This window comes from Gardnerella sp. KA00718, from assembly GCF_049244285.1.
GTDB classification, from domain to species: Bacteria; Actinomycetota; Actinomycetes; order Actinomycetales; family Bifidobacteriaceae; genus Bifidobacterium; species Bifidobacterium vaginale.
This window is the reverse complement of the sequence record NZ_CP058370.1, coordinates 1088998-1115170: the sequence shown is the minus strand read 5'-3', so window position 1 is coordinate 1115170 and position 26173 is coordinate 1088998. Positions and strand designations below refer to the sequence as shown.

The following is a 26173-nucleotide window of genomic DNA, read 5'->3' as shown; positions in this document are numbered from 1 at the left end:
AGGTGGTGAACTTAGAATGTGGAAAATCGCACTAAAACTTATGCGTAAAAGCGTGCGCATGCTAATCGCCTCTGGAATTGCAATTCTTATAGGCAGCATGTTTATGAGCGCTACTTTGCTTTTTGCAAACAGCGTTGATGACTTGATGGTTCGAAACGCAACAAATGAATTCGGTAGCGCAAATTATGCAATCTCATTTAGAAATCCTAACAGTTCTCCGAGTAGTGAAATTCATTATAAAGATCTTCATTTAGACGAAATATCGAAGATGCCTGGTGTTAACGGTATTCGTAGTGACGATGCTACTGCGCTTGTAAGAGTAGAAAAAGGTGATAAATCAGTTACGAGTATTGCTTGGTCTAATGGTTTGTATGGAAATCTTCCTGTGTATAAATCAACAGAAGGTAGAGATCCGCAAGAAATAGGCGAAATCACGCTTATTAAAAGTATTGCTAAATCAATACATGCAAATATTGGCGATACTATAACTTTGGTTAAAGTAGATGACACTGGCGGAGATAAAGAAAAATCGTACGATGTTCGTGTGGTTGGTCTTGTTGACGATGGAGAACATTCTCAAATACCATTTTCAAATCGCGGCACGTATCTTGGTGGCATAACGAACGATTTTTGTGCAAAACTCGAAAATATTGAGAATTTTGACAATCAAGTTGTGCAAAGCAAAGTGTACATGAGTATTGATGAATCTAAAATAAACGATTTATCTCCTAAGATTAACGCTTTGCTTCCTTCGAGATTCTCTCTTATGTCTAGGCACGAAGTTGGTGTGAGATCTGTTCGAAATGTGTCTAACGGCACTAATTTTGTGACTATGTTTTTGCTATCTTTTGGTATTCTAGCGTTGCTTATTTCTTCGCTTGTTATAGCAAACACATTCCAAGTGCTGGTTGCTCAACGCAGACGAACTCTTGCGCTTTTGCGCGTAATTGGCGCACAATCTCACCAGCTTTATGCTGCAGTTTTGCTTGAAGCTGCAATACTTGGAGTTATTTCCGCGGCTGTTGGTGTGCTTTGCGCAATCGGATTTATGGGCGCAATTAGTAACGTGAATATTAATTCTGGACCGTTATCTAAGATTCCTTTGATTGTTTCACTTCCGGCAATTGTGTGGCCAATAGCAATTGGCACGATTGTAACAGTTCTTGCGTCTATGAGTGCTGCGCGATCTGCTACAAAAGTAACGCCTATGGAAGCGCTACGACCAATGGATTTGATTAAAGATAAGCGTGCAAGCATTATTCGCGCTGTTTTTGGCGTTCTGTTTATTGTTGTAGGTATTTTAGCTACTGCTTTAAGTGCTACTTCTTTAGCGAGTATGATTGCTGGGAAGTCACCTAATGCTGGTTCTGACTCTTGGATGACTTTGCTTGGAGCAATGTTTGGTTGTGCGCTTGTTTTCATCGGAATTATTATTACAGCAACATTCTGGATGCCGTTCGCTATGAAGGCAACTGGCGCAATCATGGCACTTTGTGGGCCTGCTTCTAAAGTTGCCAACGCAAACGTGCAACGAAACCCTAGAAGAGTTGCAGCAACTGGAACGGCTTTGCTTATTGGCGTAACGCTTGTTTCTACAGTAGTAACGGGCGCAATATGTGGTAAAGCAACTCTTAAAGGTGTTGTTGATGACCGTTACAGTGTTGACATTATTATTCAAGGCAAGAATGTTGATGAATCTCTAGCTGCCGATATTTCAAAGATTAGTGGAATAAAGCATACTGAGTTGCTTCCTGCAGTTCCTATGACTTTTAAGAACGCTAAGGGCAAAACTGAGTATGCTATGGCAGCTGGAGTTGATAATGTAAATCAACTTAAAAATGTAATGCACACTGACCTTGATGGCGTTAATATAAACAAAGATTCTATACTTTTGCCTAAGTTTAATGAAGAAGGTGGAGAACCTTTTGAGCTTAAAAAAGGAAACCTTGATCTGCAAGCTTACGTAGAAAAGTACAGTTCTGGTGAAACAGACAGTGATAATATTACGCCATTTACTGGCACGAATACAGACTCTAGTAATAACGATAAGAGCATTACTGTAAAGCAAGTTCAGTTTAAGAAGTATAGAAATGTTAATATATATTCAAGGAATACTGCTTTTGTTAGCAAATCTTACTTCAATAACTACCTTAAGCCTACAACGCATATTCTGCTCATTTCGGTAGATTCTAGCAAAGCTAATCTTGTAGATATTGTTAAAAATATTAGAAATATTACATCTAGCTATGCGGAGGTTATGGCTGCTGGAAGCGTGTTTGAGCGAGCGCAGTGGGAGAGTGCTATCGACGTAATGATGATGTTGCTTGTTGGCTTAATAGCAGTAGCTGTTGTGATTGCTTTAATAGGCGTTGCAAACACATTAAGCTTGTCTGTTATTGAGAGAACCAAAGAATCTGCAACTTTGCGCGCAATAGGCATGACAAGAGGCCAGGTTAGAAGATCTCTTGCGTTGGAAGCAACGTTGATTTCCTTAACAAGCACCGTTTCTGGCTTGATTGTTGGAACAGTGTTTGGGTGGATTGGATCCTACATGGTGTTTAGCGTAATTGGCAAAGTTCCGTTTGTAGTTGATTGGGCTATTTACGCGGTTCTTGCTCTAATCGCTTTGCTTGCAGCGCTTCTTTCTAGCGTTCTTCCGGCTCGTAGAGCAGTGAAGTCTTCGCCAGTAGTTGCGCTCGCAGAAGAATAAACTATATGTTGTTATAACATATATTAAGTTAATTATAAAAACAGAAATAATGCTGGTGTAGTTGTGCATCAGCATTATTTTTTTCTACATAACGTGCGACACGCAGAAAAAATAATGTGATGTACATCAAAAAAATAAATAAATTTTATGCATAAAATACAATTGTTTAGATATTATTAATATGGATTTATATTTTTATCGGGAAAATCGAAAAAATTAAGTATTAAATATTTGTTATAACAAGTTAATCGAAAAATTTTTCGATTATTTGACGTTGGAATCTTATTTATTTCTCTGTTATGCTCTTTGGTTGACTGCTGACATAAGCATAAATTAAATATGAGGCCGCTACGAGCAAGGAGTAGAAGAATATGGTAACGGTCAATAAAAAATCTGCCGCAGTGATTGCAGGAATCGTGTTGTTATTAATGCAAAGCCCAATGCCAGCGTGGGCACAAGAAGCTGTAAGTGGATCAGAACCAAATAATGTTGTCGATGCTTCTGATAACAAATTCGGTAAATTAGAAGATTTAGATTTGGGTGCTAAAGATCCAGAGACACAAGATGAATTACTTTCTAGTCGTAAAAGTGCAAAAAATAATTTAAAGATTTATGAAAACAAGTTAAAAGAATTAGAAATAAAAGTTAAGACTTTAAATGAACTTGTAAAAAAAGAATTGGAAGATAGTAATAATAAAACTGATAAAATTGAAGAATTAGAACGCAGAATGGAATCTGCTTCTGAATCTGATTTTGATCGTCTTAATGGAGAGAAAATCAAGCTAGATGAAGATAGAAAAAATATAGAAAACAATCTTAGAGACAATACTAAAAAGTTGAATTCTGCTGAAGAGGATTTGAGAAAATATAATATATATTCACAAAATGCAAGGCAACAAGTAGCAGAATATGAACGAAAACTTAAGGATAATTTTGGTGTAGATATCAATGATCTTAATAAGGAAGAAAATAAGGTTCAAGAAGAAACAATGAAGCCGGATTCTCCTACACCAGCTCCACGTACAGAGTCAGATACTACAGTTGATACGCCAAATGACTCTACTAAGTCGAAGAAAGAAGTTGAGAAGTCCATTCCAGAAGTAAAATCTCCGGATACTAAAGTTATTGAAGAAAAAGCTGCACAAGAAAAAGATTCTGTGCAGACTCAGCCGAAGGATTCTAAAGTTGATTCGCGGTCTTCAGATAATAAATTTGCATCTTCTGAATATAGATCTTCGCAAGTAGAATCATTAGAATCTAAGAAATCTAAAGCGAAGAGTGTTGAAGTTGAATCGACTACTTCTTCATCTGTAGCAGCACGCCCAGCAGAATCCTCTGTAACACCATTTGCTCCAGTTTCTGAATCAAAGGTTATCCCACAGAATGCTACATCCAAGGAAATTCCTGCGGCTTCTGTTGGAAACTCACAAAATGCATCTGCTGTTTCTCCTGCGTCAGATGTTTCTGCTGCTTCCGCAAATGTGAGCACTACTGCATCAGTTGCAGCGCAGACAGCATCGCCAGTATCTCATCCAGCAGAATCCGAAGCAAATAACGCTTCTAGTAGCGAAAAAAGCGATTCTCAAAATACTGAAGAAGATAAAAAAGATGAAAATACGGAAAATGAAGAGGTAAAAGAAGATTCCAAAGCTGTTGAAGAAGCCGATAAGTTATCTGAAGCTAAAAGCGATAACGCAAAAGCACCATCGAACAACAATAATCTTGTAGTTGCTGGCGCTGTTGTAGGAACAATGGCAATAGGTGGTTCTGCAGCTGCAGGTATTTATATGAGTCGCGGTGGCAAAATTCGCTTTTCTAAATAAAACTTAGGATTGCTGATAATCAAATACAGATAGCAAAATAGCTTAATGCGAATATAAATAGCACAAATAATATAAAAAAATTAAAATGCGGTTGCAATTCGATCGTTCAATGAAGAATAGATTAATTTTGCAGCCGCATTATTTTATAGAAAAGATTTATTGTTTATAAGAACAGCCGCATTATTTTTTATTTTTATAAGAATAATTAAACAAGACCATTTTCGTAAGCGAACACAACAGCTTGAACTCTGTCTCTTGCGTCGATTTTTCCCAAAATATGAGCAACATGCGTTTTAACTGTTGGCAAGCTAATAAACAGTTTATCAGCAATCTCTTGGTTAGACAGTCCGTGAGCAATTTCAATGAGTACTTCGCGCTCGCGATCTGTTAAATCATTTAAGTAAGAATTGTAAGCGTTTGCGTTTTGTTTGCTTCTAGACGCATTTTCTGTATTTTCTTCTTCCGATGCAATACTTTCGTTGCTCGGCTTAGAAATCATCGACTCAATTAAGCGCTTTGTAGCAGTTGGAGCAATAATTGCGTTTCCTTGATACACAGTTCGTATTGAATTAAGCAATGTTTCTGGCTCTGTATCTTTAAGCAAGAATCCAGATGCGCCCGTATGAATTGCAGCCATAACGTATTCGTCTAAATCAAAAGTTGTTAAAATAATAATGTGCGTGTTGCTATTAGCATCTTCTTGCAAAATTTTGCGAGTTGCTTCCAAGCCGTCCATGTTAGGCATGCGCACGTCCATCAAAATAACGTCTGGATTTTCCTTTGACGCAACTTCTACAATTTCATTGCCATTTGAAGCTTGCGCAACAACTTGCATGTCTTTTTGCGAGTTGATTACCATAGCAAATCCTGCGCGCACAAGCTCCTGATCGTCTGCTATTGCTACGCGAATTACTTCATTGTTTTCCATATGTTCCATAGTATCAACTTACTGTTGCTTATTTAATGTGTTGTGTTTAATGCGTTGTGTTGAATTTGCTCATCAAGTGGTGCAGCAGGGCGAACCGCAATCTCAGAAACATTTGCACTATTATTTGCTGAATTAACGCTTGATCCTGTTTCTCGCAAAATTCCAAGCAATTTTCGCATATATTTTAGTGCTGAACGACCTTCGTCACTAATATTTTTGAAAGCTTTACTAATTGCTTCACTTTGTTCTTGTAGTTGCTCAGGTTCTTTTGACTTTTGATTTTCTGCATTACTATTTGTTTTTTCGTATTTATTAAGCATATCAATTCCGCTATTTGCGGCATCAATTACTTTATGCAATGTAACTGCAACTTTTTGCTGAATATTTGCGCTAATACGCTGCCTTTCGGCATTTGCTGCAAGTACTTCTAGCTGTTTTTGTTCTTGTTCTAATTCTGTTCTGCGCGCTTTTAGAATCAGCAAATTATTGTCATCGTTTCTGCGGTAATAAGCAAATGCAATAGCAGCAAAACAAATTAATGCAACTATAAAACCAAAAATTAATCCTACGGACGCCATTTGCATAATGTCATAAAAATTAGTTGTGTACGCATTAGATGCAAAAAATCGTATTGGAGTTTCATTTTGTGGAATATTTTTTGATGCAACACCAATTTTTACAGCAAAAATAGCAGATTCGGCGAGCACTACTGCGCTAACCCATTGCCATGCGTGCTTTTTGCCATAGAGCACAGCCGCATAAACAATGGTTGGTATAAAGAAATTAGCAAATAAAATATTAGGCAAGCATATAAGTTGTATTGCAGAAAATGCTGCTGCAACAATTGCGCACGTAGTCGGAGCTTTTCTACGAAACATAAATGGAATCATAGTAGTAAGCGTAAGTATTCTATAAAGTATTTGTAATGAAAGCGAGCTTGAATATTGTGAAGTCATTCCAGTTCCAACAGTAAAATCGTAAGTTGGTATAAAAAGCATTAGAACAGTCCAAGGTGATGCATAAATAACATCGCCAATAAGCCAATGTTGTTCAAACCATTGTGATACTTTCTCAATCCTATTTTGTGAATTATTTGTCGCTGGCAAAACTTTTGATGAGGTTTTATCGCTTGTATTTTCTGGTTTTTCTTGCGTTGATAATGGATTATTAACTTTTACGTTTTTATAACTAACATTAGGAATACTATTTAGTGCAGAAGCAGTAGTGTTTGATTGGTCTGTGCTGTAAGAATATGGAATAAAAGCAACAATACTAAATGTTCCATCATTGAGTTTTCCATAATCAAGCGTTCCGTGAAGATTTTCAATGCGCTCTTTCATGCCAATCAAACCATAACCATTTTTATGTGGCACACCACTATTTTGCTCTTGATTAGCTTCAAGCTTGTGTACTTCGTTTGTGATTTTTAGTGTTAATTCTTGTTCGTTCCACTGTTCGTGAATGTTTATTTTAATGCCATTTCCTGCGTGCTTCCGAATATTAGTAAGAGATTCTTGAATAATGCGGTATGCAACGGTTTGTGCGTCCGTGTTAAGTCTATTTTGAGAATTTATGCCATCAACAGTGTGCCAAAAAATGTTATTAGGAGATGCAATTTTTGCTTGCTCAATAAGCGAAGGTATGTGATTAAAATCCAATTGAGCGGATGGAGCGTCTGTTAAAGCCTCTAGCAGTCGACGCATGTCGTGAACGGCGCGCTCTGCTTCGTTTTTAATAATATGCATTGTTTTTTTTAGCAAGCGAAATATCTTTGGTTGCTGCATAACGACCACCATCTGCTTGAACAATAATAATAGAAAGCGTGTGAGCAACAATATCGTGCATATCTCTTGCGATTCTAGCGCGCTCTGCAGTAACAGCAATATTTTGAGCTTTCTTTCGGTACGCGCGAATAGCATTATTGTTCTCTTGTAAAAGTTGAATAGTATGCACGTGAGTGCGCTGCCAGTAGCCAATAATAACCGTAATTGTAGTAATAATAATCGCAAAAATTATGGAAGGAATTGCAAAATCAAGTACATTTGAAAAGCAGTTTCTTATGTTGCTGCTATTTATATTTTGTACACTACAAGAATAACTAGCTTTTAAATGATTGATGCCATATATTGGCCCCATTACAATATTCCACGATATTGCTGCGCAAGATAATACTGTTGTTACGTAAGCTGCAATAACAAAAGCTTTTGAATGTTCTGGATTTCCGCGAGCAATAGCATTAACAAGCAGCACAAAACCAAAGAAATCAGCAAAAAGTTGAGTAGGGCCAAATATTACTTGCAAAATGCATGCAACAATAAAAATAACAGCTGTGTGTTCGGGCCATATTCTTCGTACTGAAAGTAATGATGCAACAACAATATTTATAAGATAGGTTGTAATTAGTGAACTTTGCGTCAAGAATCCGTCAACATTGTTTATAGGATACCGATTGCTTGAAAGTGTAAAAAGAATAAGTGGAATAATGCCCCACAATATATCGTTTAGCGTAAGCTCAGTGCGTAAGCGTTGTATGGCTTTGTTAAACGTGTGAGATATTTTCATAACTACTAGGCTAGTACACGGCACTTTATAGAACAATCGAACTTGAGTATGATTTATATAAGAGTGTGTATTTTTGTATGTGATTTGTTATTGCAACGTTGCATGCGAGTGCAGAAAGGAATGTTTACAATGGCACTGCTAGCAAAGTATTACGTACCAGGATTGTATGTAGAAGAGCGCGCAATCGATGTTCCTTTAGACTGGGAGCAAAACACTCCAGGCGATTCTATTAAAGGGGAGACGATTCGCCTATTTTGCAGAGTTATTTGTGCTCCAGAACATGTGCATGACGATTTGCCTTTGCTAGTGTTTTTGCAAGGAGGCCCAGGGGGTCAGTGCCCTCGTCCGCTTTCGCCGTCTAGCGATGGTTGGATTCAAGAGGCAATTAAGCATTTTCGTGTTGTTCTTCCAGACCAGCGTGGCGTTGGGCGCTCTTCTAGAGTAGATGCTTCTACGATTAAGCGCATGGCAGACGACGGCGTGAGTGTAGAGAGGCAAGCATGGTATTTAAAGCGATTCTTAGCTGATTCTATTATTCGCGATTTTGAGCATTTGCGCTTAACTGAGTTTAATGCAAAGCCGTGGGTTTCTTTGGGTCAAAGTTATGGTGGATTCTTAACGCTTACGTATTTGTCTCTTTTCCCACAGGGCTTACTTGCAAGCTTTACAACGGGCGGTATTCCTCACATTCCAGCTAATGCTCTAGAAGTTTACGAGCACACGTTCCCGCGTATGGCTAGAAAAACTGAGCAATTCTACGAGCGTTATCCGCAGGATGTTGCGCGCGCTGCAGCTATTGCAGATAGGATTTCTCAAGGAGATGTTTTCTTGCCTAATGGCGAAAAGCTTACGGTTGAGCGCTTTCAGACTCTTGGTTCATCTTTTGGCATGAAGCCAAGTTTTGAAAGAGTTCATTGGCTTATTGACTCTGCATTTTCGGATGGAGATGGCTCTCTTAAGGCGTTTAAACATGGTGGTGGAACAGCAGATGGCTATTTAAGCGATGAGTTTCTTTATGGCGTTATGGATGCAACATCTTCTAGTCCGCTATATTGGCCACTACAAGAGTTCATTTATGCGGATGGCGAATTAGATCATCCAATTCGTTGGGCAGCTCAGCAAGTTCGAGAAACAATGCCAGAGTTTGCTGGCAGTGCGCGTCCGCTTTTGTTTACTGGCGAAGCTGTGTTTCCGTGGATGTTTGATCAGCAAAAAGCTTTGCAACCGTTCTTGCCAGCTGTTGATTGCATGATGAACGATATGCAATTTGGCAAGATTTACGACTTAGATCAACTCGCAAATAATGAAGTTCCTTTGCAAGCAGCGGTTTATTTCGATGACTTGTATGTTGATTCTGGTCTTCAGCTAGACACTTTGTCTCATATTTCTAACTCTCATTATTGGACTACTAACGAGTTTGAGCACGATGGTGTTCATGGCGACTTTGTGTTCCGTCATTTGCTAGAAGAGGCAAAGAATCGTGGAGATTTAGAGACTATATATAAGTGATATAAGTCGTATAAGTAACTTTTGATTAAAGTACCTAACAAATGATTAGATATACAAGTTGTATGTACAAATGATTAGATGCTTAATAAAAAGTTAGTGTTTAGTTTATTGTTTACTTATTAGGGAGATTTGTTAATGAGTTCTAACTCAATTGGAACCGTTGGATTTATTGGCTTTGGAAACATGGCTCAAGCGATTGCGCAAGGCTTGATTCGCGCTAATGTTTTGCAAGGAAAAGATATGGTTGCATGCGCAGCCCACTTTGAAAAACTTGTTAATACTACGAGCAAATTTGGAGTAAAAGCGTTAAAAAGCGCGTGTGAAGTTTGTGATGCTAGTGATATTTTAATTCTGGCTGTAAAACCAAATCAGATTGAAGAAGTTCTGCATCCTATTGCAAAAACTATTGTGGACAGAAAAATAGCAATCATATCCGTTGCAGCAGGCTGGAGTCTTAAGCATTACCAGAATCTACTTGGCAAAGATGCTAACGTGCAATGCATTATTCCAAACACGCCAATCGCAGTTTGCCAAGGAGTTACTTTAGCAGAAGACGAAAATACGCTAACCGATAGTCAGCTAGAAGCTTTTAATGCGATTTTTAATCCGATTTCTTTAGTCGAGCGAGTAGATAGCGAGCACATAAATATTGCAATGTGTGTTTCTAGTTGTGCTCCGGCTTTTACTGCTATGTACATGGAAGCTTTAGCGGATGCTGGCGTAAAGTATGGTCTAAAGCGAGATTGCGCATATCGTTTGGCTGCAAAGATGATTGAGGGAGTCGGTGCTCTGTATATGGATACTCGCATTCATCCAGGCGTTATGAAAGACGCTGTATGTTCTCCTGGCGGCACTACGATTCGAGGTGTTTCAAAGCTAGAATCGTGTGGTTTTAGGGGAGATGTTATTAGCGCGGTTGATGCAATTCAACAAAAATAAAACAATACGAGTATAGTAGAGTCGTCAATTCCTCTAGCTGGTCTAAAGTAGGTAATTATGTCTTTAACAATTGGAATCGTAGGTTTACCTAACGTTGGTAAATCGACTATGTTTAATGCTCTAACAAGAAATAACGTTTTAGCAGAAAATTATCCGTTTGCAACAATCGAACCAAATACTGGTATTGTGCCTTTGCCAGACAAACGTTTGCCTGTTTTAGCGAAGCTTGTTAAAACCGAGAAAATAGTTCCAGCAACCGTTACATTTGTTGATATTGCAGGAATCGTTAAGGGTGCAAGCGAAGGCGAAGGCTTGGGCAACAAGTTTCTTGCTAATATTCGTGAAGCAGATGCCATTTGCGAAGTTGTTCGTGCATTTAACGATGATGACATTGTGCATGTTAATGGCAAGGTAGATCCAGCAGACGATATTGACACAATCAACACGGAGCTTATTCTTGCTGATTTGCAAACAATCGAGAATGCTTTGCCAAAGTTAGAAAAAGATTTACGTGGCAAAAAAGTTACTCAAGAATACGTAAATGCTGTAAATAAGGCTAAGGAAATTCTTGAATCTGGTAAGACGATTGATCAGGCTCATAATGAGAAGTTGATTAATAAAGACGACGTTTACGATTTGCATTTGCTTACTGCTAAGCCTTTTATTTACGTGTTTAACGTTGACGATTCGGAGCTTTCGGATGACTCTTTAAAGTCTAAGCTGGCGGCATCTGTAGCTCCAGCAAAGGCTATTTTCTTGAATGCGCAATTTGAGTCGGAGCTTACTGAGCTTGATGAAGAAGATGCTCGAGAAATGTTGGCTGATGCGGGCTTGCAAGAATCTGGATTGGATCAGCTTGCGCGCGTTGGCTTTGATATTCTAGGTCTTCAAACCTATTTGACGGCTGGCGTTAAAGAAGTTCACGCATGGCAAATTCATAAGGGTTGGACAGCTCCGCAAGCTGCAGGCGTTATCCACACTGATTTTGAGCGTGGATTTATTAAAGCAGAAGTTGTTTCTTACGATGATTTTGTTGAGGCTCAAGGCTCAATGGCAAAAATCAAGGAAGAAGGAAAGCTTCGTCTTGAAGGACGCGATTATGTTATGCAAGACGGAGATATTGTTGAATTTAAGTTTAATGTGTGATTGTCTAAACAATTCGTCTAAACAATAATCATATTAATGTGTAACGGCGCTGCTTAGGTACTGTAGTATAGTATCAAAGTAGCGCCTTTTATCTTGTTTATTATGGAGATTTTATGAATATATTTTGTGCTTTAAAAAGCGTTCTAAGGTCACTTATTGCGCGATTAGTGAAATATATTATTAGCTTAAAATCTCCAGAAAATCGCAAAATTTTCTATAAGCGCGTTTCTACTGTTCTAGTTATTTTAATCTTTTTCAGCTTTGTCGGTTTTCAGGTATCTCACGTAATTGAAGAAGCAAATAGTCGAATCTCTAATAACACAAAATCTTATTATTCAAAACGCAAAAACAATAAGAGTAATAAAAACAATAAAAAATCTAAAACAAAGATAGATTATTCAAATAAGTCTTTAGATAATCCATTAATTAAATCTTCTGATTTATGGAAAATTCCTACAGGAGGTCAGTATCCGAATCTTTCTGGGGTTGATGCAAATCATTTACACGTAAAAGTAAATCTTAAAAAACAACGTGTTTATATTTATGCGAATAATAATCTTGTTTATACGATGATTGTTAGTGCTGGAATGGATGAATCAACTCCTAAAGGTGATTATAAAATTGGTGCGCGAGGTGACCATTTTTATAATGATAGAGAAAAGATGGGTGGCGACTACTGGGTTGGCTTTATAGGTTCCGAATATTTATTCCACTCTGTGCCAACCAGGTTTAATTTTGGTGATTATATTGTTCCAGAGGCTCAAAAGCTGGGTGTTCCTGCATCTCATGGATGTGTTCGATTAAGTGTGCCTGACTCTAAGTGGTTCTATTCGTATATTCCAGATGGAACTTCTGTACACATTGAATAACTAAAATATTTATTGATTATATATGCAAAGAGGATTCCCTTAAAGGGAATCCTCTTGTTTCTTTTATGATGTCTGTTCTATTAGAAGAACAAAATACTTGCACCACAAGCTAACACAACTAGCACTATAGAAGCCAAGAAGCTTGCCAAGAATGCTGCTTTTCCTTGCTTAAATATAACTCTAAAGTTTACGTTGATTCCAAGAGCAGCCATAGCCATTCCAAGGAAGACGTATCCTGCGTCAACAAGGAGGGATGCGTAAGACGAAACAAAAGGCACATACGTACCAATAACGGATGCTGCAATAAATCCAAGCATAAACCATGGGAAGTTGATTTTGCGCTTTCCGTTATCTTCTACTTGGCTGTGACGAGCATTCCACCAAATTGCAATAAAGATTGATGTAGGAACAAGCATAAGAACTCGTGTAAGCTTCATGATTGTTGCAACGTCAATACTCCCAAAAGCTCCGCCTGCTGCAACAGCGTGTGCAATTTCGTGAAGGGACGCTCCAGCAGCAATTCCAAGCTGCTGCTTAGTCATTCCAAAATGAGGAAGAATAAAGATTTCTGCCAAAGCGTAGATTGTGCCCATTATTGCAACTGTTGCAACAGCCATAACTTCGTTTTGTTCTTTTTCATCCTCTTCTTGTGGAGGTACAGGCATGGAGCCAGAAAGACCCATAACAGCTGCCGCTCCGCAAATACTTGTTCCACCTGCTGTTAGCATTGCAAGCTGAGGACTTACTTTAAGAAGTTTTGCAATGTTATAAGTAACGCAAACCATAACAGCAACGAGTACAGCTGCGATTGGTAGGCACTTTAAACCTTGAGTAAATAGAACGTGCAAATTTAGCTTAAAGCCTAGCAAAATAATACCTAGTCGAAGTAGTTTATTTGCAATTAGACCAGCAGAAGATTTAACTCCAGCTCTTCTAGAATCATTATTCAACTTGTATACGTGCAAAGGCAGCTGCAGGGCCATGCCAATAAGCAACGCAATGATAAGTGCTCCCAAAAGGCTTAAGCCTGGGAACTGCTTGAGCCAGCTACCAATTAAGGAAGCTAGAAGAGTCAACACTGCTATAAGAGCCATGTTGATGGTGCAGATTTTCTTTTTCCATGTATCAAAGAAATTAACCATTTAGCTAAGTATTCTCTCATAATCGGACAAAAATGAACAAAAATTCAAAAAAATTTAAACATTTATTTGCATTTCGGCTTGATTACAAGCAACACGCTAAAAATAAAAATCACATAATAAAACATATTCGATAAAAATCTATCGTAGTTTTGTATTAGTTCCATTCGGATTGTGATTAATTAAATCTTGTTGAAAAAAATCATAATTGTGTAATCATTATATGTAGTTAAAGAGGTAATGAGGTAATTATGTGCAATATTAATATTCAAATTAAACGCATTTATGAATCATCTGATGAACATGATGGCTTGCGAGTATTAGTAGATAGATTGTGGCCTAGAGGAATAAGTAAAGAAAAGGCAAATCTTGATTTGTGGTGTAAAGATATTGCTCCATCAAGTGATTTGCGAAAATGGTTTGGGCATAAGTCTGAGCGTTTCGAAGAATTTGCTAATCGTTATATTGAAGAGTTGGACGAGAATCAAGATTGTGTAAACCAAATCGTAGATATATGTAGAAAAAATAAAAAAGTAACGTTTTTATATGGCGCGAAAGATCTGCGTATAAATCATGCAATTGTGTTAAAAGATTACATTCAAAATGTTTTGCAAAATTAAGATTGTAATAAGCAGATTTAATACGTAAGCAAAAGTTTATAAGTATAAACTTTTATTAGTATTAATTAGTTGTGTTTTATCTGTTTTCGACACACCGATTTTCCTTGATATTTCAATGAAAATCACATGTAAATTTGTTATTTTTAAAATTGCCTCGACACTTTATGATTAGTACATTAGAATGACCATTTGGCTAAGGGGCGGCGGTTGATGGCGACCTCTGCGGAAGCTGCCAAACCTGCGCTCGAGTAGTGCTTGTTTTTTTTTTTTAAGCTGGCGCTTGTTTTTTGTAGTTGTTCGACTACAAACATATATACGAACTCGTTTTACACAAGGAGAAAACGATGAAATCGTTGTTTACATGGCAGCTTCATGGTGACGGAAAAACTTTGAAGCCAGGAGAAGTAGTAGAGCCAGATGAGCGTCTAACTTGGACTCGTACTGCTGGTATTGGCGCTCAGCATGTTATTGCTATGTTTGGCGCAACATTCTTAGTGCCAATTCTTACAGGCTTTGATCCGTCTACTACTTTAATGTTCACGGCTCTTTCCACAGCACTGTTCTTGTTGATTAACGCAAATAAGCTTCCTAGTTATTTAGGAAGCTCTTTTGGTCTTATAGCACCTGTTATGGCTGTAACTGCTGCGCATAAAGGTATTGCTGTAGCAAGCTTTGGCATTATGTGCACAGGTATTCTTCTTGCTTTAATCGGTGTGCTTGTGCATTTTGCAGGAGCAAAGTGGATCGACATTATTATGCCTCCTGTTGTTAACGGTGCAATCGTTGCAATCATTGGCTTTAACTTGGGTCCAGCTGTTTGGGGTAACTTCCAAAAGGCGCCAGATACTGCTTTAGTAACTTTGGTTGCAGTTATGCTTATTGCAGTAATTTTCCGCGGTCTTCTTGGACGTTTAAACATTTTGCTTGGTGTTCTTGTTGGCTACGCTTACGCATGCTTCCAGGGTCAAGTTGACTTTAGTAAGATTGAGCAAGCTTCTTGGATTGGCTTCCCTAAGTTCCACACTCCGCAAGTCGACTTCTCTGTTTTGCTTATGTTCTTGCCAGTTGTGCTCGTTCTTATTGCAGAAAACGTTGGTCACGTTAAGTCTGTAGCTCAGATGACTGGCCGCGACTACGATTCCAAGATTGGTACCGCTTTGTTTGCAGACGGCTTAGGTACTGCAATTGCTGGGTGCTTTGGCGGCTGCGGTACTACAACATATGGCGAAAACATTGGCGTTATGGCTGCAACAAAAGTGTATTCTACTGCCGCTTATTGGTGCGCTGCATTCTTCGCATTCGTATTAAGCCTCTGCCCAAAGTTTGGTGCAATCGTAAACTCCATTCCAGCAGGCGTTTTGGGCGGCGTAACCACTTTGCTTTACGGCATGATTGGCATGATCGGCGTGCGCATTTGGGTAGAGAACAAAGTGAACTTCGATAAGCCAGTTAACATTATGATTGCTGCAATCGTTATGATTATTGGCATTGCTAACTTCCAATTTGCTGTTTCTGGAATTCAGTTTAACGGTATTGCAATCGGCACTGTTGTTGTGTTGGTTGTGTATCACATTATGAAAGTAATTGGAAAGCTTACTGGAACAATTGCTAAAGATGATCCAGATGTTGCTTAGCATAAATGCTTCAATATGATTTAATTTAATCAAATTAGGCGCGTTCGCTACTTTGTGAGCGCGCTTTTTTGTAATTATTTTTGATTACACAACAAGTAGATTGGGAATAATTAATATAGTATTATTAACTTTATGTTGAAAGTCATCATAGAAATAATCATTGGCGTTGCATGGGCTGCTTTTGGCGCGTATATGGCTAAAAAACCTGAAAACACTAAGGTGTATAAGCGTTCTGATTATTCAAGCGATGGAAAGAAAAAGAGCAATCAAAATAATGATTTTGCCGATACTTCTGCAGATGATTCTATTGACCAAGATGTAGTTGTAGAAAGCATTGATGAAGATAATAGCAGTGTCAATGTTGTTGATAAAGATGCTTCTAAAGATGAGTCTAATAGTGAAAACAAAGATAAGACTTCTTCAAAGTTTGCAAAAAAAATAAAAGATTTGGCAGACTATTATAGTGACGATGATGACCTTGGTGACCTCTTTAGCGATATATTAGAAGCTAAGAAAAAACTAGAAAACGAAGGTGACTCGCCCAAAAATAGCGATACTAGCAATGCTAGCGAAGATAGTAAAGATAGTAAAAGCAATAAAAGCGATAATAAAAGCTCAAACAGTAAGGAGAATAATCGCTATATGAGAATAGATTTTGATGTAAATAAGTTTGTTGGAAAATCAAGAAAATGGCGTTGGATTATTGTTGCAATAGTAGTAGCAATAGCTTTTATATGCTCAATTATTTTTGGTTTTTCTACTTTTATTACAGATTGCATGTGGTATGCGCAACTTGGATTTGAGAGCGTAATCTGGATTCAACTAGCTGCTAAAATCGGCGTTTGGGCTTTGTACGCTCTGCTTATGGCTGCGTTTGGGTATTTGTCTGCATATATTGCGATTAAAAAACGCCCTGGAAGCGAAGATGGCGTATATGTTAAAGAAAAAGGCAATATTTTAGACACTAAAAAGGGAATAAGTTCTAAGCTTGCAATGCATGTTGCAGGAGTTGTGTCTTTGATTGTAGGCGCTGTGTTTGGAATGCAATTCTACAATCATTGGGTGCAAATTTTGCTTATGTTTAACTACCAATCATTTGGTATTAAAGATCCGCAATTTGGATTTGATAACGGTTTTTACGTGTTTGTTTTGCCAGGATTGCGTCTTTTTACTAGAGCGTTTATTGTTCTTCTTGCTGTTTCTTTGCTATTTAGCGTTATAACAAACGCTTTAATGGGAGCTGTAAGGATTACGCTGCCTGTAGGAGGCAAGGGCATTTTTAACATAACTAAAAGTGCAAGGCGCCAAATTTCTGCATGGTTTATGCTCGTTATTATTTTCTGGTCCGTTTTGCAAATATTAGATGTATTTGCGATTGTAAATTTGGATGGTTCTAAGATTACTGGCGGATCTTACACAGATATGAATGCTGGCGTTCCTTCCAGCATTGCAATGGCTGTAATAACACTAATTGTTGGAATTGTTATAACAACGTGGCTGCTAAAGTCTCATGCTCTTAATGGAAATGTAAAAATCGGTACGCGTTTTGCTGTAGCTGTTAAAGCTTGGCGCACGCCTGCTATAGCTGTTGCGTCTTTAGTCGTATGCGCTATGGTTTTGTCTTTTGCTTGGCCTGCTCTTTTGCAACGTTTTAAGGTAGCACCGAATGCTCAAGAATTAGAAGCCACTTATATTCAGCGAAATATTGATGCAACTAAGTTTGCGTATGGCTTAAATAATGTTAAAAAAGAATCGTATAACGCTACTTCGGAAGGAAAGTCGGGAGCGCTTGCAAAAGAAGCGGAGTCTACTGCACAAATCAGGCTTTTAGACCCTCAAGTTACTTCTCCAACATTCCGCCAATTGCAGCAATCTAAGCAATACTATACTTTTGCAGATACTCTTTCTGTAGATAAGTATGACATTGATGGCGTGAGTCAAGACACGGTTATTGCTGCAAGAGAGCTTGATTTAGCTGGAAACGATAATCGAAATTGGGTTAATGACCATACTGTTTACACGCACGGATATGGCGTGGTTGCAGCATACGGAAATAAGGTTACTGCAGATGGTCAGCCGCAATTTATGGAGTATGGAATTCCAACTCAAGGAAAGCTTACAAAGTTGAAGAAGTATGAGCCGCGTATTTACTTCTCGCCAAATGCTCCAAAGTATTCTATTGTTGGTTCTCCAAAAGGCACTGCTCCTTGGGAATTTGATTATCCAACTGGTTCAAATGGTGCTTTAACAACGTTTAAGGGAAATGGTGGACCAAGAGTAGGAAACTTCTTCTCTAGGTTGTTGCACGCTATTCGTTTTGAGTCAGATCAGATTCTGTTCTCTGATAGAGTTACTTCTGATTCGCAGATTTTGTATGATCGTGATCCTAAGACTCGCGTTTCTAAAGTTGCTCCATACTTGACTTTAGATGGACGCGTTTATCCAGCGGTTGTTGACGGACGAGTTAAGTGGATTGTTGACGGATACACAACGTCCGATTCTTACCCATATTCGCAAATGACTGATTTTGGTCAGGTGACTCAGGATTCTACAACCACAACATCTCGTTCTATTAAAGGCTTAACGAATCAGCGAGCAAACTATATTCGCAATTCAGTTAAAGCTACTGTTGATGCTTACGACGGTTCGGTTGATTTGTATGTTTGGGATAAAAAGGACCCTGTGATTAAGGCTTGGAGATCAATATTCCCAGGTCATTATCACGATATTTCTAAGATTTCTGGCGATTTGATGAGTCATATTCGATATCCAGAAAGCTTGTTTAAAGTGCAAAGGCATTTGCTTGCAAAGTATCATGTTGACAGCGCAAGTCAGTTCTTCTCGGGAGAAGACTTCTGGCAGACTCCAGTAGATCCTACAGAATCTCAAAGTCTTCAGCGAGAAGATATTTTGCAACCTCCATACTATTTGACTTTGCAAACTAGAGGAGCAAACAAACCAGTATTTTCGCTTGTTTCCACATATATTCCTGCTGGAAAAATCACTCGAGAAATACTAACTGGATTCTTGTCTGTAGATTCCGATGCTGGAAATGTTGCTGGAAAAGTAAGCGAAAATTATGGCAAACTAAGACTTCAAGAGTTACCTAAAGTTTCAAATGTTCCAGGACCTGGTCAAGCTCAAAACAACTTTAATGCTAATGCAAATGTTTCTAAAGAGTTGAATTTGCTTGAATCTGGCTCAACCAAAGTTAAGCGTGGAAACTTGCTTACATTGCCTCTTGGTGGAGGATTGGTTTACGTAGAGCCTGTTTACGTACAATCTAGCGGTTCTACGAGCTACCCATTGCTTAAGAAAGTATTGGTTGCTTTTGGAGATCAAGTTGGATTTGCTGACACTTTGGATGAAGCGTTAAACCAAGTGTTTGGAGGAAACTCCGGCGCAAACGCTGGCGATGCTTCCAATAATTCTGGCTCAAATGAAAATGTCTCCAATAAAAATAATGCAAATAATGCCAATAAGAGCGATGCTAAAAGTAGTGCAAATGCACCTGCAAAATCTAATTCTATTAGTGAAAAAGCTAGGATTGCACTTAAACGAGCAGCTCAAGCGTTGAAGGATTCTGATTCTGCAATGAGATCAGGGAATTGGCAAGCATATGGAAAGGCTCAAAAAGAGCTTAGCGATGCTATTAATGATGCAATGAGTGAAGAAGCTGTTAAGTAGAATTAGAAGACAGTTTTGGAACAATAAAAATTAATGCCGAACATAATCGATTACATTATGCTCGGCATTAATTTTATATATCAGTTTTACAGTTGATTATCTGGATCTTCATCGTCTTCCACAGGACCTAGAAGAAGTTTTTCAGCTGTATTTATAACAAGCATTAGAAGAGCTGTAAGAATTATTATTGCTATAGTTGCTGAAAAAATAAGTGGAGTTCTAAAAGAGTTATATGCGGATTGAAGCCAAATACCTAAGCCGTTTCTAGCTCCTAAATATTCTGCTGTAGCAGCTGTTCCCAAAACATATGCTGCGCTAATTTTAATTCCTCCGAAAATTTGCCTAGCCGCTACGCGCAACTTGACATGCCACAAAGTCCAAGTAGCATTAGCTCCACAAGTTAATGCAACATCGGTATAAAAACTAGGAACTGCGTCTAATCCTCGAACAGTTTGAACAGCAATAGGAAACATACTAAAAATCATTACTATTACTATTTTCCCAGACATTTCAAATCCAAACCAAATCAAGAAAATTGGTGCAATAGAAATTAAAGGCATAGTTTGAGCCGCGCACAGTAGTGGGAATAAAGCAGACTTAACTAGCTTAGAAACGTGGAAAAATACGCCCAGAAGAATTCCGCATATTATTGCTAGTGCAAAGCCAATAACTGTTTCTTGAGTTGTTATTAGTGCAGCAGGCAATAAAGTAGGGAATGATTCAATTGTGTCTTGAGCAATAGAAGTTGGTGCAGGAATAAGATTTGGCGATATCTTATAGTGTTGGCAAGCAAATTGCCATAGAACCAGCACAATTGCTATTGATATTACAGTTGGCAGACACTTTGCAAGCGTAGTCTTTAAACGCGATTGCGTCATTTATTTTCAATCCTTTTCTTGAATATTAAACTAGTGACATAAAAATAGCGACTGCTGCCCCAATCGCATAAATTCAGAAATAAGAATAGCACGTGTATTCTATCAGAATCTTATGTTTGTAACATGATTATTAATTTGTCGATTGAATCGTGCATAATCAAAATGTTTCGTGAGTCAATGTGTGGCAAACCTAGTCAAACTCTTAGCTTGATAGGGGGCATTGAACGGCGCGGGCTAGGCCCTTGATACCGTTTTCTGCCAAGTCTGTGCTGCATTTCCCAGAAAATGGTAAGTAAAAACAAAGTAGGGAACTCATGAATATGCGTGTTTTAAAGCGTAGTCTTGCGTTTATTCTTTCTGCATTTTGTGCATTATCTCTTTCTGCATGTGGATTTGAGGGTAATAATCAAAACTCGAATCTTCGTAAAGTATCTTTTATGCTTTTTTGGGCACCAGATACTAATCATATTGGTGTCTATGTTGCAAAACATAAAGGTTGGTTTAAGGATGCAGGATTAGATGTGGATATGCTTGCTGTTGCTCCAACTGGTTCTGAACATGCTGTAGACAGTGGTGCAGCTGATTTTGCTCTTACTACATTAACTAATGTTGCTGATTCTTCTACAAAGGGAGCTAATCTTGAGCAGGTTATGCAAGTGCAGCAAAAACCAAGTGCAATCTGGTGTGCTCTTGCTAAAAACAATAAGATTCATTCTCCTAAAGATTTTGATGGAAAAACTTACGCGTCTTTTGGTGCTGCAGAAAGTGATGTTGTAATTAACAGAATGATTCAGCATGATGGTGGCAAGGGTAAATTCGATAAAGTTACTGTTGGAACCTCAACTTTCCGTACTCTTGAATCTGGAAAAGCAGATTTTGGTGGGTTTTATGCGACTTGGGAAGGTGTCCAAGCAGATATGTTCGGTCCTAAGCTTCGTTGTTTTAGGTCTAGAGATTATGGAGTTCCTGGTCAGCCAGATACGATTGGTATTATTACTAATAAGCGAACAATTAAACGTGATCCTAAGCTTGTTCGCGCATTCGTTAAAGCTGCAAAGCGTGGGTATGAATACGCGTATTCGCACCCAGATGAAGCATCTGACATTTTGGTTAAAGAAGCTAAAGACGCAAATCTTAATCCAAAATTTGTTAAACGCAGCATGAAACTGATCGTCGATGGTCAGTATTGGGGAAACCACGCAGATATTAAAAGTGGCAAGTTTGTGTTTGGTACAAGTGATGTTAAAGGTGCTCAAGACTACTTTAACTTCTTAAGCCAAGGAGGAGCTTACACTGATGCAAAAGGTAAGGTAACTCATAAAACTCCTCAAGCTAAAGAATTATCCACCGACGAATTCTTAAAGTAGTTTTTGCGAAAGTTTTAAACAATAACCGCATTATTTAAACAATGACCGTCTTATTGGTAGAATAGTGCGCAGTATATGAGGGCGTATCGAGAGCCTACGTATTTAAGTAGTATTCAATCGGTACGCCCATTTTGTTGTTGAGTTTATGAGTTGGAGTGTGCGCTATGGCATCGGATTTTTGGCTGATTGTAGGACTTGGAAATCCTGGATCGAAGTATGAAGGTACACGTCATAATATGGGATTTATGGTTGCAGACGTGCTAAGTGAGCGTTGGTCAATATCTTTTTCCGACCATAAGGGCTTGTCAAAATTAGGCAAGGGAGTAATGAATTTAGACGGTAAATCGGCGAAGTTTTTCCTCGCTAAGCCGCTCACATTTATGAACGATTCTGGTGCTGCTGTTTCGTCAATAAGCTCGTATTATCAGATTGAAACTGACCATATTGTGATTATTCATGACGATATGGATTTGGATTTTGGTCGTATTAAAGTAAAATCTGGCGGTTCTGCTGGAGGCCATAATGGTATTCGTTCTATTGATCGCAGCCTTGGAACTCCGCAATATGCTCGTGTGAGAATGGGTGTGGGGCACGCTCAACGCGGAGCGCGCGCTCATGATAATACTGTTAATTGGGTTTTGGGCGGTTTTGCTGGTGCGCAAAAATCTGAACTTCCTAATTTTTTGGCAGATGGTGCTGATGCAGTAGAAAGTGTGATCTTCCGCGGGCTTAGCGCCACTCAGGAGCATTTCAATGGCAAATAAATCTGATTTTTTTGCTAACAATATGTCAGATTCTAAAGATTTTATAAATTCTAACGTTTCTTTTGAAAATATACTTAAAGATATTTTAGATAAAAATGAAGCGTTTAAATCTTTAGTTTCTAACGTGCTAGATTTTCCGAATCCGCTTACTGTAGCATCTCCTTTAGGTTCTAGACCTGCTATAGCAGCTGCAATATCAAAGAGTAGTCCTGTTGTTCTAATTACTCCATCAGGTAGAGATGCTAGTGACGCTGTTTCTTCAATACGCGATTGGTATGATGGAGATCCTCAGGATATTGCCGAACTCGAGGCTTGGGAGACTCTTCCTCATGAGCGTCTTTCTCCTAGAGCAGACACTGTGGCAAGTAGAATGTCGGTTTTTAGAAGATTAAAACATCCTCAAAGTGGCAAAAATAGAATGTTTAGCCCAATTCGTGTGCTTGTTATGCCAGTTCGTTCTATTATTCAGCCAGTTGTTGAAAATATTTCAGACGTGGAGCCTCTTGTTTTTGAATGTGGTAAAGAAGTTCCTATAGATTCTGCTGTAAAACGTCTTGTTGAAAACTCATATAATCGCGTTGAGTTGGTTATGAATCGTGGAGAATTTGCGGTTAGAGGTGGAATAATAGATGTTTTTTCTCCAACGATGAATCATCCTGTTAGAATCGAATTTTTTGGAGACGAAATCGACACGATTAAGCAGTTTCATGCATCTGATCAACGCACATACGGTGAGAATATTAATAGTATTTGGGCTACTGCTTGTAGAGAATTACAGCTTACAAAAGATATTCAAAATCGTGCAAAATCTTTGATTGGTAAAATTCAAAATGCTGACGACATGTTGGAATCCATATCGAATGCAATACCAGTAGAGGGTATGGAGTCGTTGCTTCCAGCATTAGTTGACAAAATGGAACCAGTAGAAAATCTGCTTCCAAAAAATTCTATAATATTGATTTCTGACCCAGAAAAATGTAGGCGCGCAGCTCAAGATTTAAGTAGAACTGCTAATGAATTTTTGGCAGCAAGCTGGCATGTAGCTGCATCTGGTAGAGGAGCAGGTGCTCCAATCACATTCGATCAGGCGAGTTTTCTTGATTTTGATGAAACTTTAGAAAGCTTAGAAAATAAGAATCATCAGGTAATAAATTTAACGAGTTTTGGATCTGATAAGTCGCCAGCAACCGTAGATATTAAAGAATCTAGCGAAAATAAAATTGTAAAAAATAGCCGTCTAGAATTGAGCATTAAATCTCCTCAAGAATTTAGAGGAGACAATGAAAAGATTTCTAGTGGAATATCTGGTCTTATAGCAAACGGATTTAAAGTTTACATAATTGCATCCGCATATGGAACCTTATCTAGACTAAGTCGCGCAATACAATCAACTGGAATTTTTGATTTTGTACCGATTCAATCGCAAATAGTGGACGGATTCATAGATGAACAAAGTAAAATCTCTATTCTTACAGAAAGAGATTTGACTGGAAAAACATCTTCTGCAAGCGCGCTTAAAACTCCTAGGAGAAGACGAAAATCAATAGACCTTCTAGATCTTAAACCAGGCGATTTTGTTGTTCACGATCAGCATGGAATCGGCAAATTTATAGGCATGAGGCAGCGAAATATAAAAACCTCAAGTGGAGAAGCTACTCGTGAATACTTGGAAATTGAATACGCACCAAGTAAACGTAATGCGCCTGCCGACAAGCTTTTTATTCCAACCGATCAACTCGACTTGGTTAGCAAATATATTGGGGCTGAAATTCCAAAGTTAAACAAACTTGGAGGATCAGATTGGGCTGCTACAAAGGCAAAAGCTAGAAAGCATGTTCAAGAAGTTGCAGAAGATTTAATCAAGTTATATTCAGCCAGAGCATCTACTAAAGGTTTTGCCTTCAGCTCTGACACTCCGTGGCAAAAAGAGCTGGAAGATGCATTTCCGTATCAAGAAACGCCAGATCAGCTTACTACTATTGACGAAGTTAAACAAGATATGCAGAAGCCAATTCCAATGGATAGGTTGATTTGCGGAGATGTTGGGTTTGGTAAAACGGAGATTGCTGTTCGAGCTGCATTTAAAGCTGTTCAAGACGGTAAACAAGTAGTTGTTCTAGCGCCAACCACTCTTTTGGTTCAGCAGCATTACGAGACTTTCACTAACCGTTTTTCTGGCTTTCCTGTAACAGTTGCCGCAATGAGCAGATTCCAGAGTGCAAAAGAAATAGATGCTACAATGCAAGGAATAGAATCTGGGCAAGTAGATGTTGTTGTTGGAACTCATAAACTTTTAAATCCAAATATAAAATTTAAAGATTTAGGATTAGTGATTATAGACGAAGAACAACGTTTTGGTGTTGAGCACAAGGAGACTTTGAAAGCTCTACGAACAAATGTAGATGTGCTTAGCCTTTCTGCAACGCCTATTCCTAGAACGCTTGAAATGGCTGTTACGGGTATTCGTGAAATGTCTACGCTTGCTACGCCTCCAGAAGATCGTCTACCAGTCTTGACTTATGTTGGAGCATATGAAGATGCACAAGTTGCAGCCTGTGTTAAACGTGAATTATTGCGTGGAGGACAAGTATTTTACGTTCATAATCGCGTAGAAGATATTAGTAAAATTGCCTCTAATATTCAAAAACTTGTGCCAGATGCTCGAGTGGCGATTGCGCACGGAAAAATGGGCGAGAAGCAACTTGACACTATTATTCGTGATTTTTGGCATAGGGATATTGATGTTCTTGTTTGCACTACGATTATTGAAACAGGATTAGATATTTCTAATGCAAATACGCTTATTGTAGATCACGCTGACAGATTCGGTTTAAGTCAGCTTCATCAATTACGAGGGCGAGTTGGCAGAGGTCGTGAGCGCGCATACGCATACTTTTTGTACGATCCTACTAAGCCTATGACTCAGCAGGCTCACGACAGACTTGCAACAATCGCTCAATATACTGCTCTTGGCTCTGGTTTTGATGTTGCTATGAAGGATTTGGAATTGCGCGGAACTGGCAATTTGCTTGGCGATGCTCAGAGTGGGCATATTGAAGGAGTCGGATTCGATTTATATGTTCGTATGGTATCTGAAGCTGTTGAAAAATATAAGGAACCAGATCATAAAGAGTCCATATCTGTTTCTATTGATTTGCCAATAGAAGCCTCAATTCCAGTATCTTATATTGATTCAGATAAATTACGTTTGGAAGCTTATAGGAAGCTTGCTGAAGCTCAGAATGATGAAGACTTAAAAGAGATTTTCAATGAGTTAAGCGATAGATATGGAAATCCTCCTAAATCCTTACAAACATTATTTGATGTTGCAAGATTGCGTTTTAAAGCTAAACAAATGGGTGTTAATCAAATAAGCATGCAAGGTAAAACTGTGCGCGTTATTGGCGTAGATCCAGCTCAATCTGTTTGGATGCGTTTGAGTAGGATCTACAGGGGAGCACAGTTTAAGCCTGTAACTCACACAATGATTTTTCCATCTCCTTTTGCGTCTGTTTTAGGAGATTCGTCGTCTATGAGTGAAAAAGAGATAGTCGAATGGACTAAACAACTTTTAGAAGACATTAATTGGTAAAAATTA

15 protein-coding genes and 1 pseudogene are annotated in these 26173 nt (G+C 38.4%); 12 read left to right on the top strand and 4 right to left on the bottom strand.

Going from position 1 to position 26173, the window contains the following annotated elements; all coding sequences use genetic code 11:
- The first annotated feature begins 16 nt into the window (after positions 1 to 16).
- Entirely contained in the window at positions 17 to 2710 is a 2694-nt protein-coding gene (locus HXT55_RS04495; protein WP_009994141.1) for an ABC transporter permease, read from the top strand.
- A 371-nt stretch (positions 2711 to 3081) separates the two neighbouring features.
- Positions 3082 to 4533: a hypothetical protein gene (locus tag HXT55_RS04490; protein WP_004111876.1), complete on the top strand. Its 1452-nt coding sequence runs from the start codon at positions 3082 to 3084 to the stop codon at positions 4531 to 4533.
- Positions 4534 to 4738: 205 nt separating this feature from the next.
- Here HXT55_RS04490 and HXT55_RS04485 read toward each other — a convergent pair whose 3' ends face one another.
- Positions 4739 to 5470, bottom strand: a complete 732-nt coding sequence (locus HXT55_RS04485; RefSeq protein WP_013399561.1) for a response regulator — start codon at positions 5468 to 5470, stop codon at positions 4739 to 4741.
- A 23-nt stretch (positions 5471 to 5493) separates the two neighbouring features.
- Positions 5494 to 8023 (bottom strand): annotated as a pseudogene (locus tag HXT55_RS04480) (histidine kinase).
- 129 nt (positions 8024 to 8152) lie between these two features.
- On the opposite strand from HXT55_RS04480, the gene HXT55_RS04475 reads away from it, so the two are divergent.
- From HXT55_RS04475 to HXT55_RS04460, 4 genes are all read left to right on the top strand, one after another.
- Entirely contained in the window at positions 8153 to 9532 is a 1380-nt protein-coding gene (locus HXT55_RS04475) for an alpha/beta fold hydrolase (protein WP_004111864.1), read from the top strand.
- A 135-nt stretch (positions 9533 to 9667) separates the two neighbouring features.
- The gene (gene proC / locus HXT55_RS04470) at positions 9668 to 10471 is read left to right on the top strand and encodes a pyrroline-5-carboxylate reductase (protein ID WP_004115289.1); all 804 of its coding nucleotides are present in this window, start codon (positions 9668 to 9670) and stop codon (positions 10469 to 10471) included.
- A gap of 57 nt (positions 10472 to 10528) precedes the next feature.
- Positions 10529 to 11617, top strand: a complete 1089-nt coding sequence (gene ychF, locus HXT55_RS04465) for a redox-regulated ATPase YchF (protein WP_004111854.1) — start codon at positions 10529 to 10531, stop codon at positions 11615 to 11617.
- Between the two features lie 113 nt (positions 11618 to 11730).
- Positions 11731 to 12486: a L,D-transpeptidase gene (locus HXT55_RS04460; RefSeq protein ID WP_004115287.1), complete on the top strand. Its 756-nt coding sequence runs from the start codon at positions 11731 to 11733 to the stop codon at positions 12484 to 12486.
- 80 nt (positions 12487 to 12566) lie between these two features.
- Here HXT55_RS04460 and HXT55_RS04455 read toward each other — a convergent pair whose 3' ends face one another.
- Entirely contained in the window at positions 12567 to 13628 is a 1062-nt protein-coding gene (locus HXT55_RS04455) for a YeiH family protein (RefSeq protein ID WP_020759525.1), read from the bottom strand.
- A gap of 248 nt (positions 13629 to 13876) precedes the next feature.
- On the opposite strand from HXT55_RS04455, the gene HXT55_RS04450 reads away from it, so the two are divergent.
- The 3 genes from HXT55_RS04450 to HXT55_RS04440 all read left to right on the top strand — a co-directional run bounded on the left by HXT55_RS04450 (position 13877) and on the right by HXT55_RS04440 (position 19566).
- On the top strand, positions 13877 to 14245 hold the full coding sequence (locus HXT55_RS04450; RefSeq protein WP_004115283.1) for a DUF488 domain-containing protein: 369 nt from the start codon (positions 13877 to 13879) through the stop codon (positions 14243 to 14245).
- A gap of 344 nt (positions 14246 to 14589) precedes the next feature.
- Positions 14590 to 15879, top strand: coding sequence for a uracil-xanthine permease family protein (locus HXT55_RS04445; protein WP_013399566.1), 1290 nt, complete (start codon positions 14590 to 14592; stop codon positions 15877 to 15879).
- A gap of 132 nt (positions 15880 to 16011) precedes the next feature.
- Positions 16012 to 19566 (top strand): UPF0182 family protein, encoded by a 3555-nt coding sequence (locus HXT55_RS04440; RefSeq protein WP_248902379.1) that lies wholly within the window; start codon positions 16012 to 16014, stop codon positions 19564 to 19566.
- A gap of 86 nt (positions 19567 to 19652) precedes the next feature.
- On the opposite strand, the gene HXT55_RS04435 is transcribed toward HXT55_RS04440, so the two are convergent.
- Positions 19653 to 20444, bottom strand: a complete 792-nt coding sequence (locus HXT55_RS04435) for an ABC transporter permease (RefSeq protein ID WP_004117970.1) — start codon at positions 20442 to 20444, stop codon at positions 19653 to 19655.
- Positions 20445 to 20758: 314 nt separating this feature from the next.
- Between HXT55_RS04435 and HXT55_RS04430 the strand changes: the two genes are divergently transcribed.
- The 3 genes from HXT55_RS04430 to mfd all read left to right on the top strand — a co-directional run bounded on the left by HXT55_RS04430 (position 20759) and on the right by mfd (position 26167).
- Positions 20759 to 21811 carry an ABC transporter substrate-binding protein gene (locus HXT55_RS04430; RefSeq protein WP_004138058.1) on the top strand — a complete coding sequence of 351 codons (1053 nt, stop codon included), beginning with the start codon at positions 20759 to 20761 and terminating at the stop codon, positions 21809 to 21811.
- A gap of 164 nt (positions 21812 to 21975) precedes the next feature.
- Entirely contained in the window at positions 21976 to 22575 is a 600-nt protein-coding gene (gene pth, locus HXT55_RS04425; protein WP_004115264.1) for an aminoacyl-tRNA hydrolase, read from the top strand.
- Positions 22565 to 26167 carry a transcription-repair coupling factor gene (gene mfd / locus HXT55_RS04420; RefSeq protein WP_415682812.1) on the top strand — a complete coding sequence of 1201 codons (3603 nt, stop codon included), beginning with the start codon at positions 22565 to 22567 and terminating at the stop codon, positions 26165 to 26167. Before pth ends, mfd begins: the two co-directional genes overlap by 11 nt.
- The last annotated feature ends 6 nt before the right edge of the window (positions 26168 to 26173 follow it).

Excerpts from the sequence above, each read along its gene's own strand:
- HXT55_RS04495 (WP_009994141.1), top strand. The coding sequence starts at position 17 with ATGTGGAAAATCGCACTAAAACTTATGCGTAAAAGCGTGCGCATGCTA.
- HXT55_RS04490 (WP_004111876.1), top strand. The coding sequence starts at position 3,082 with ATGGTAACGGTCAATAAAAAATCTGCCGCAGTGATTGCAGGAATCGTG.
- HXT55_RS04485 (WP_013399561.1), bottom strand. The coding sequence starts at position 5,470 with ATGGAACATATGGAAAACAATGAAGTAATTCGCGTAGCAATAGCAGAC.
- HXT55_RS04475 (WP_004111864.1), top strand. The coding sequence starts at position 8,153 with ATGGCACTGCTAGCAAAGTATTACGTACCAGGATTGTATGTAGAAGAG.
- proC (WP_004115289.1), top strand. The coding sequence starts at position 9,668 with ATGAGTTCTAACTCAATTGGAACCGTTGGATTTATTGGCTTTGGAAAC.
- ychF (WP_004111854.1), top strand. The coding sequence starts at position 10,529 with ATGTCTTTAACAATTGGAATCGTAGGTTTACCTAACGTTGGTAAATCG.
- HXT55_RS04460 (WP_004115287.1), top strand. The coding sequence starts at position 11,731 with ATGAATATATTTTGTGCTTTAAAAAGCGTTCTAAGGTCACTTATTGCG.
- HXT55_RS04455 (WP_020759525.1), bottom strand. The coding sequence starts at position 13,628 with ATGGTTAATTTCTTTGATACATGGAAAAAGAAAATCTGCACCATCAAC.
- HXT55_RS04450 (WP_004115283.1), top strand. The coding sequence starts at position 13,877 with ATGTGCAATATTAATATTCAAATTAAACGCATTTATGAATCATCTGAT.
- HXT55_RS04445 (WP_013399566.1), top strand. The coding sequence starts at position 14,590 with ATGAAATCGTTGTTTACATGGCAGCTTCATGGTGACGGAAAAACTTTG.
- HXT55_RS04440 (WP_248902379.1), top strand. The coding sequence starts at position 16,012 with ATGTTGAAAGTCATCATAGAAATAATCATTGGCGTTGCATGGGCTGCT.
- HXT55_RS04435 (WP_004117970.1), bottom strand. The coding sequence starts at position 20,444 with ATGACGCAATCGCGTTTAAAGACTACGCTTGCAAAGTGTCTGCCAACT.
- HXT55_RS04430 (WP_004138058.1), top strand. The coding sequence starts at position 20,759 with ATGAATATGCGTGTTTTAAAGCGTAGTCTTGCGTTTATTCTTTCTGCA.
- pth (WP_004115264.1), top strand. The coding sequence starts at position 21,976 with ATGGCATCGGATTTTTGGCTGATTGTAGGACTTGGAAATCCTGGATCG.
- mfd (WP_415682812.1), top strand. The coding sequence starts at position 22,565 with ATGGCAAATAAATCTGATTTTTTTGCTAACAATATGTCAGATTCTAAA.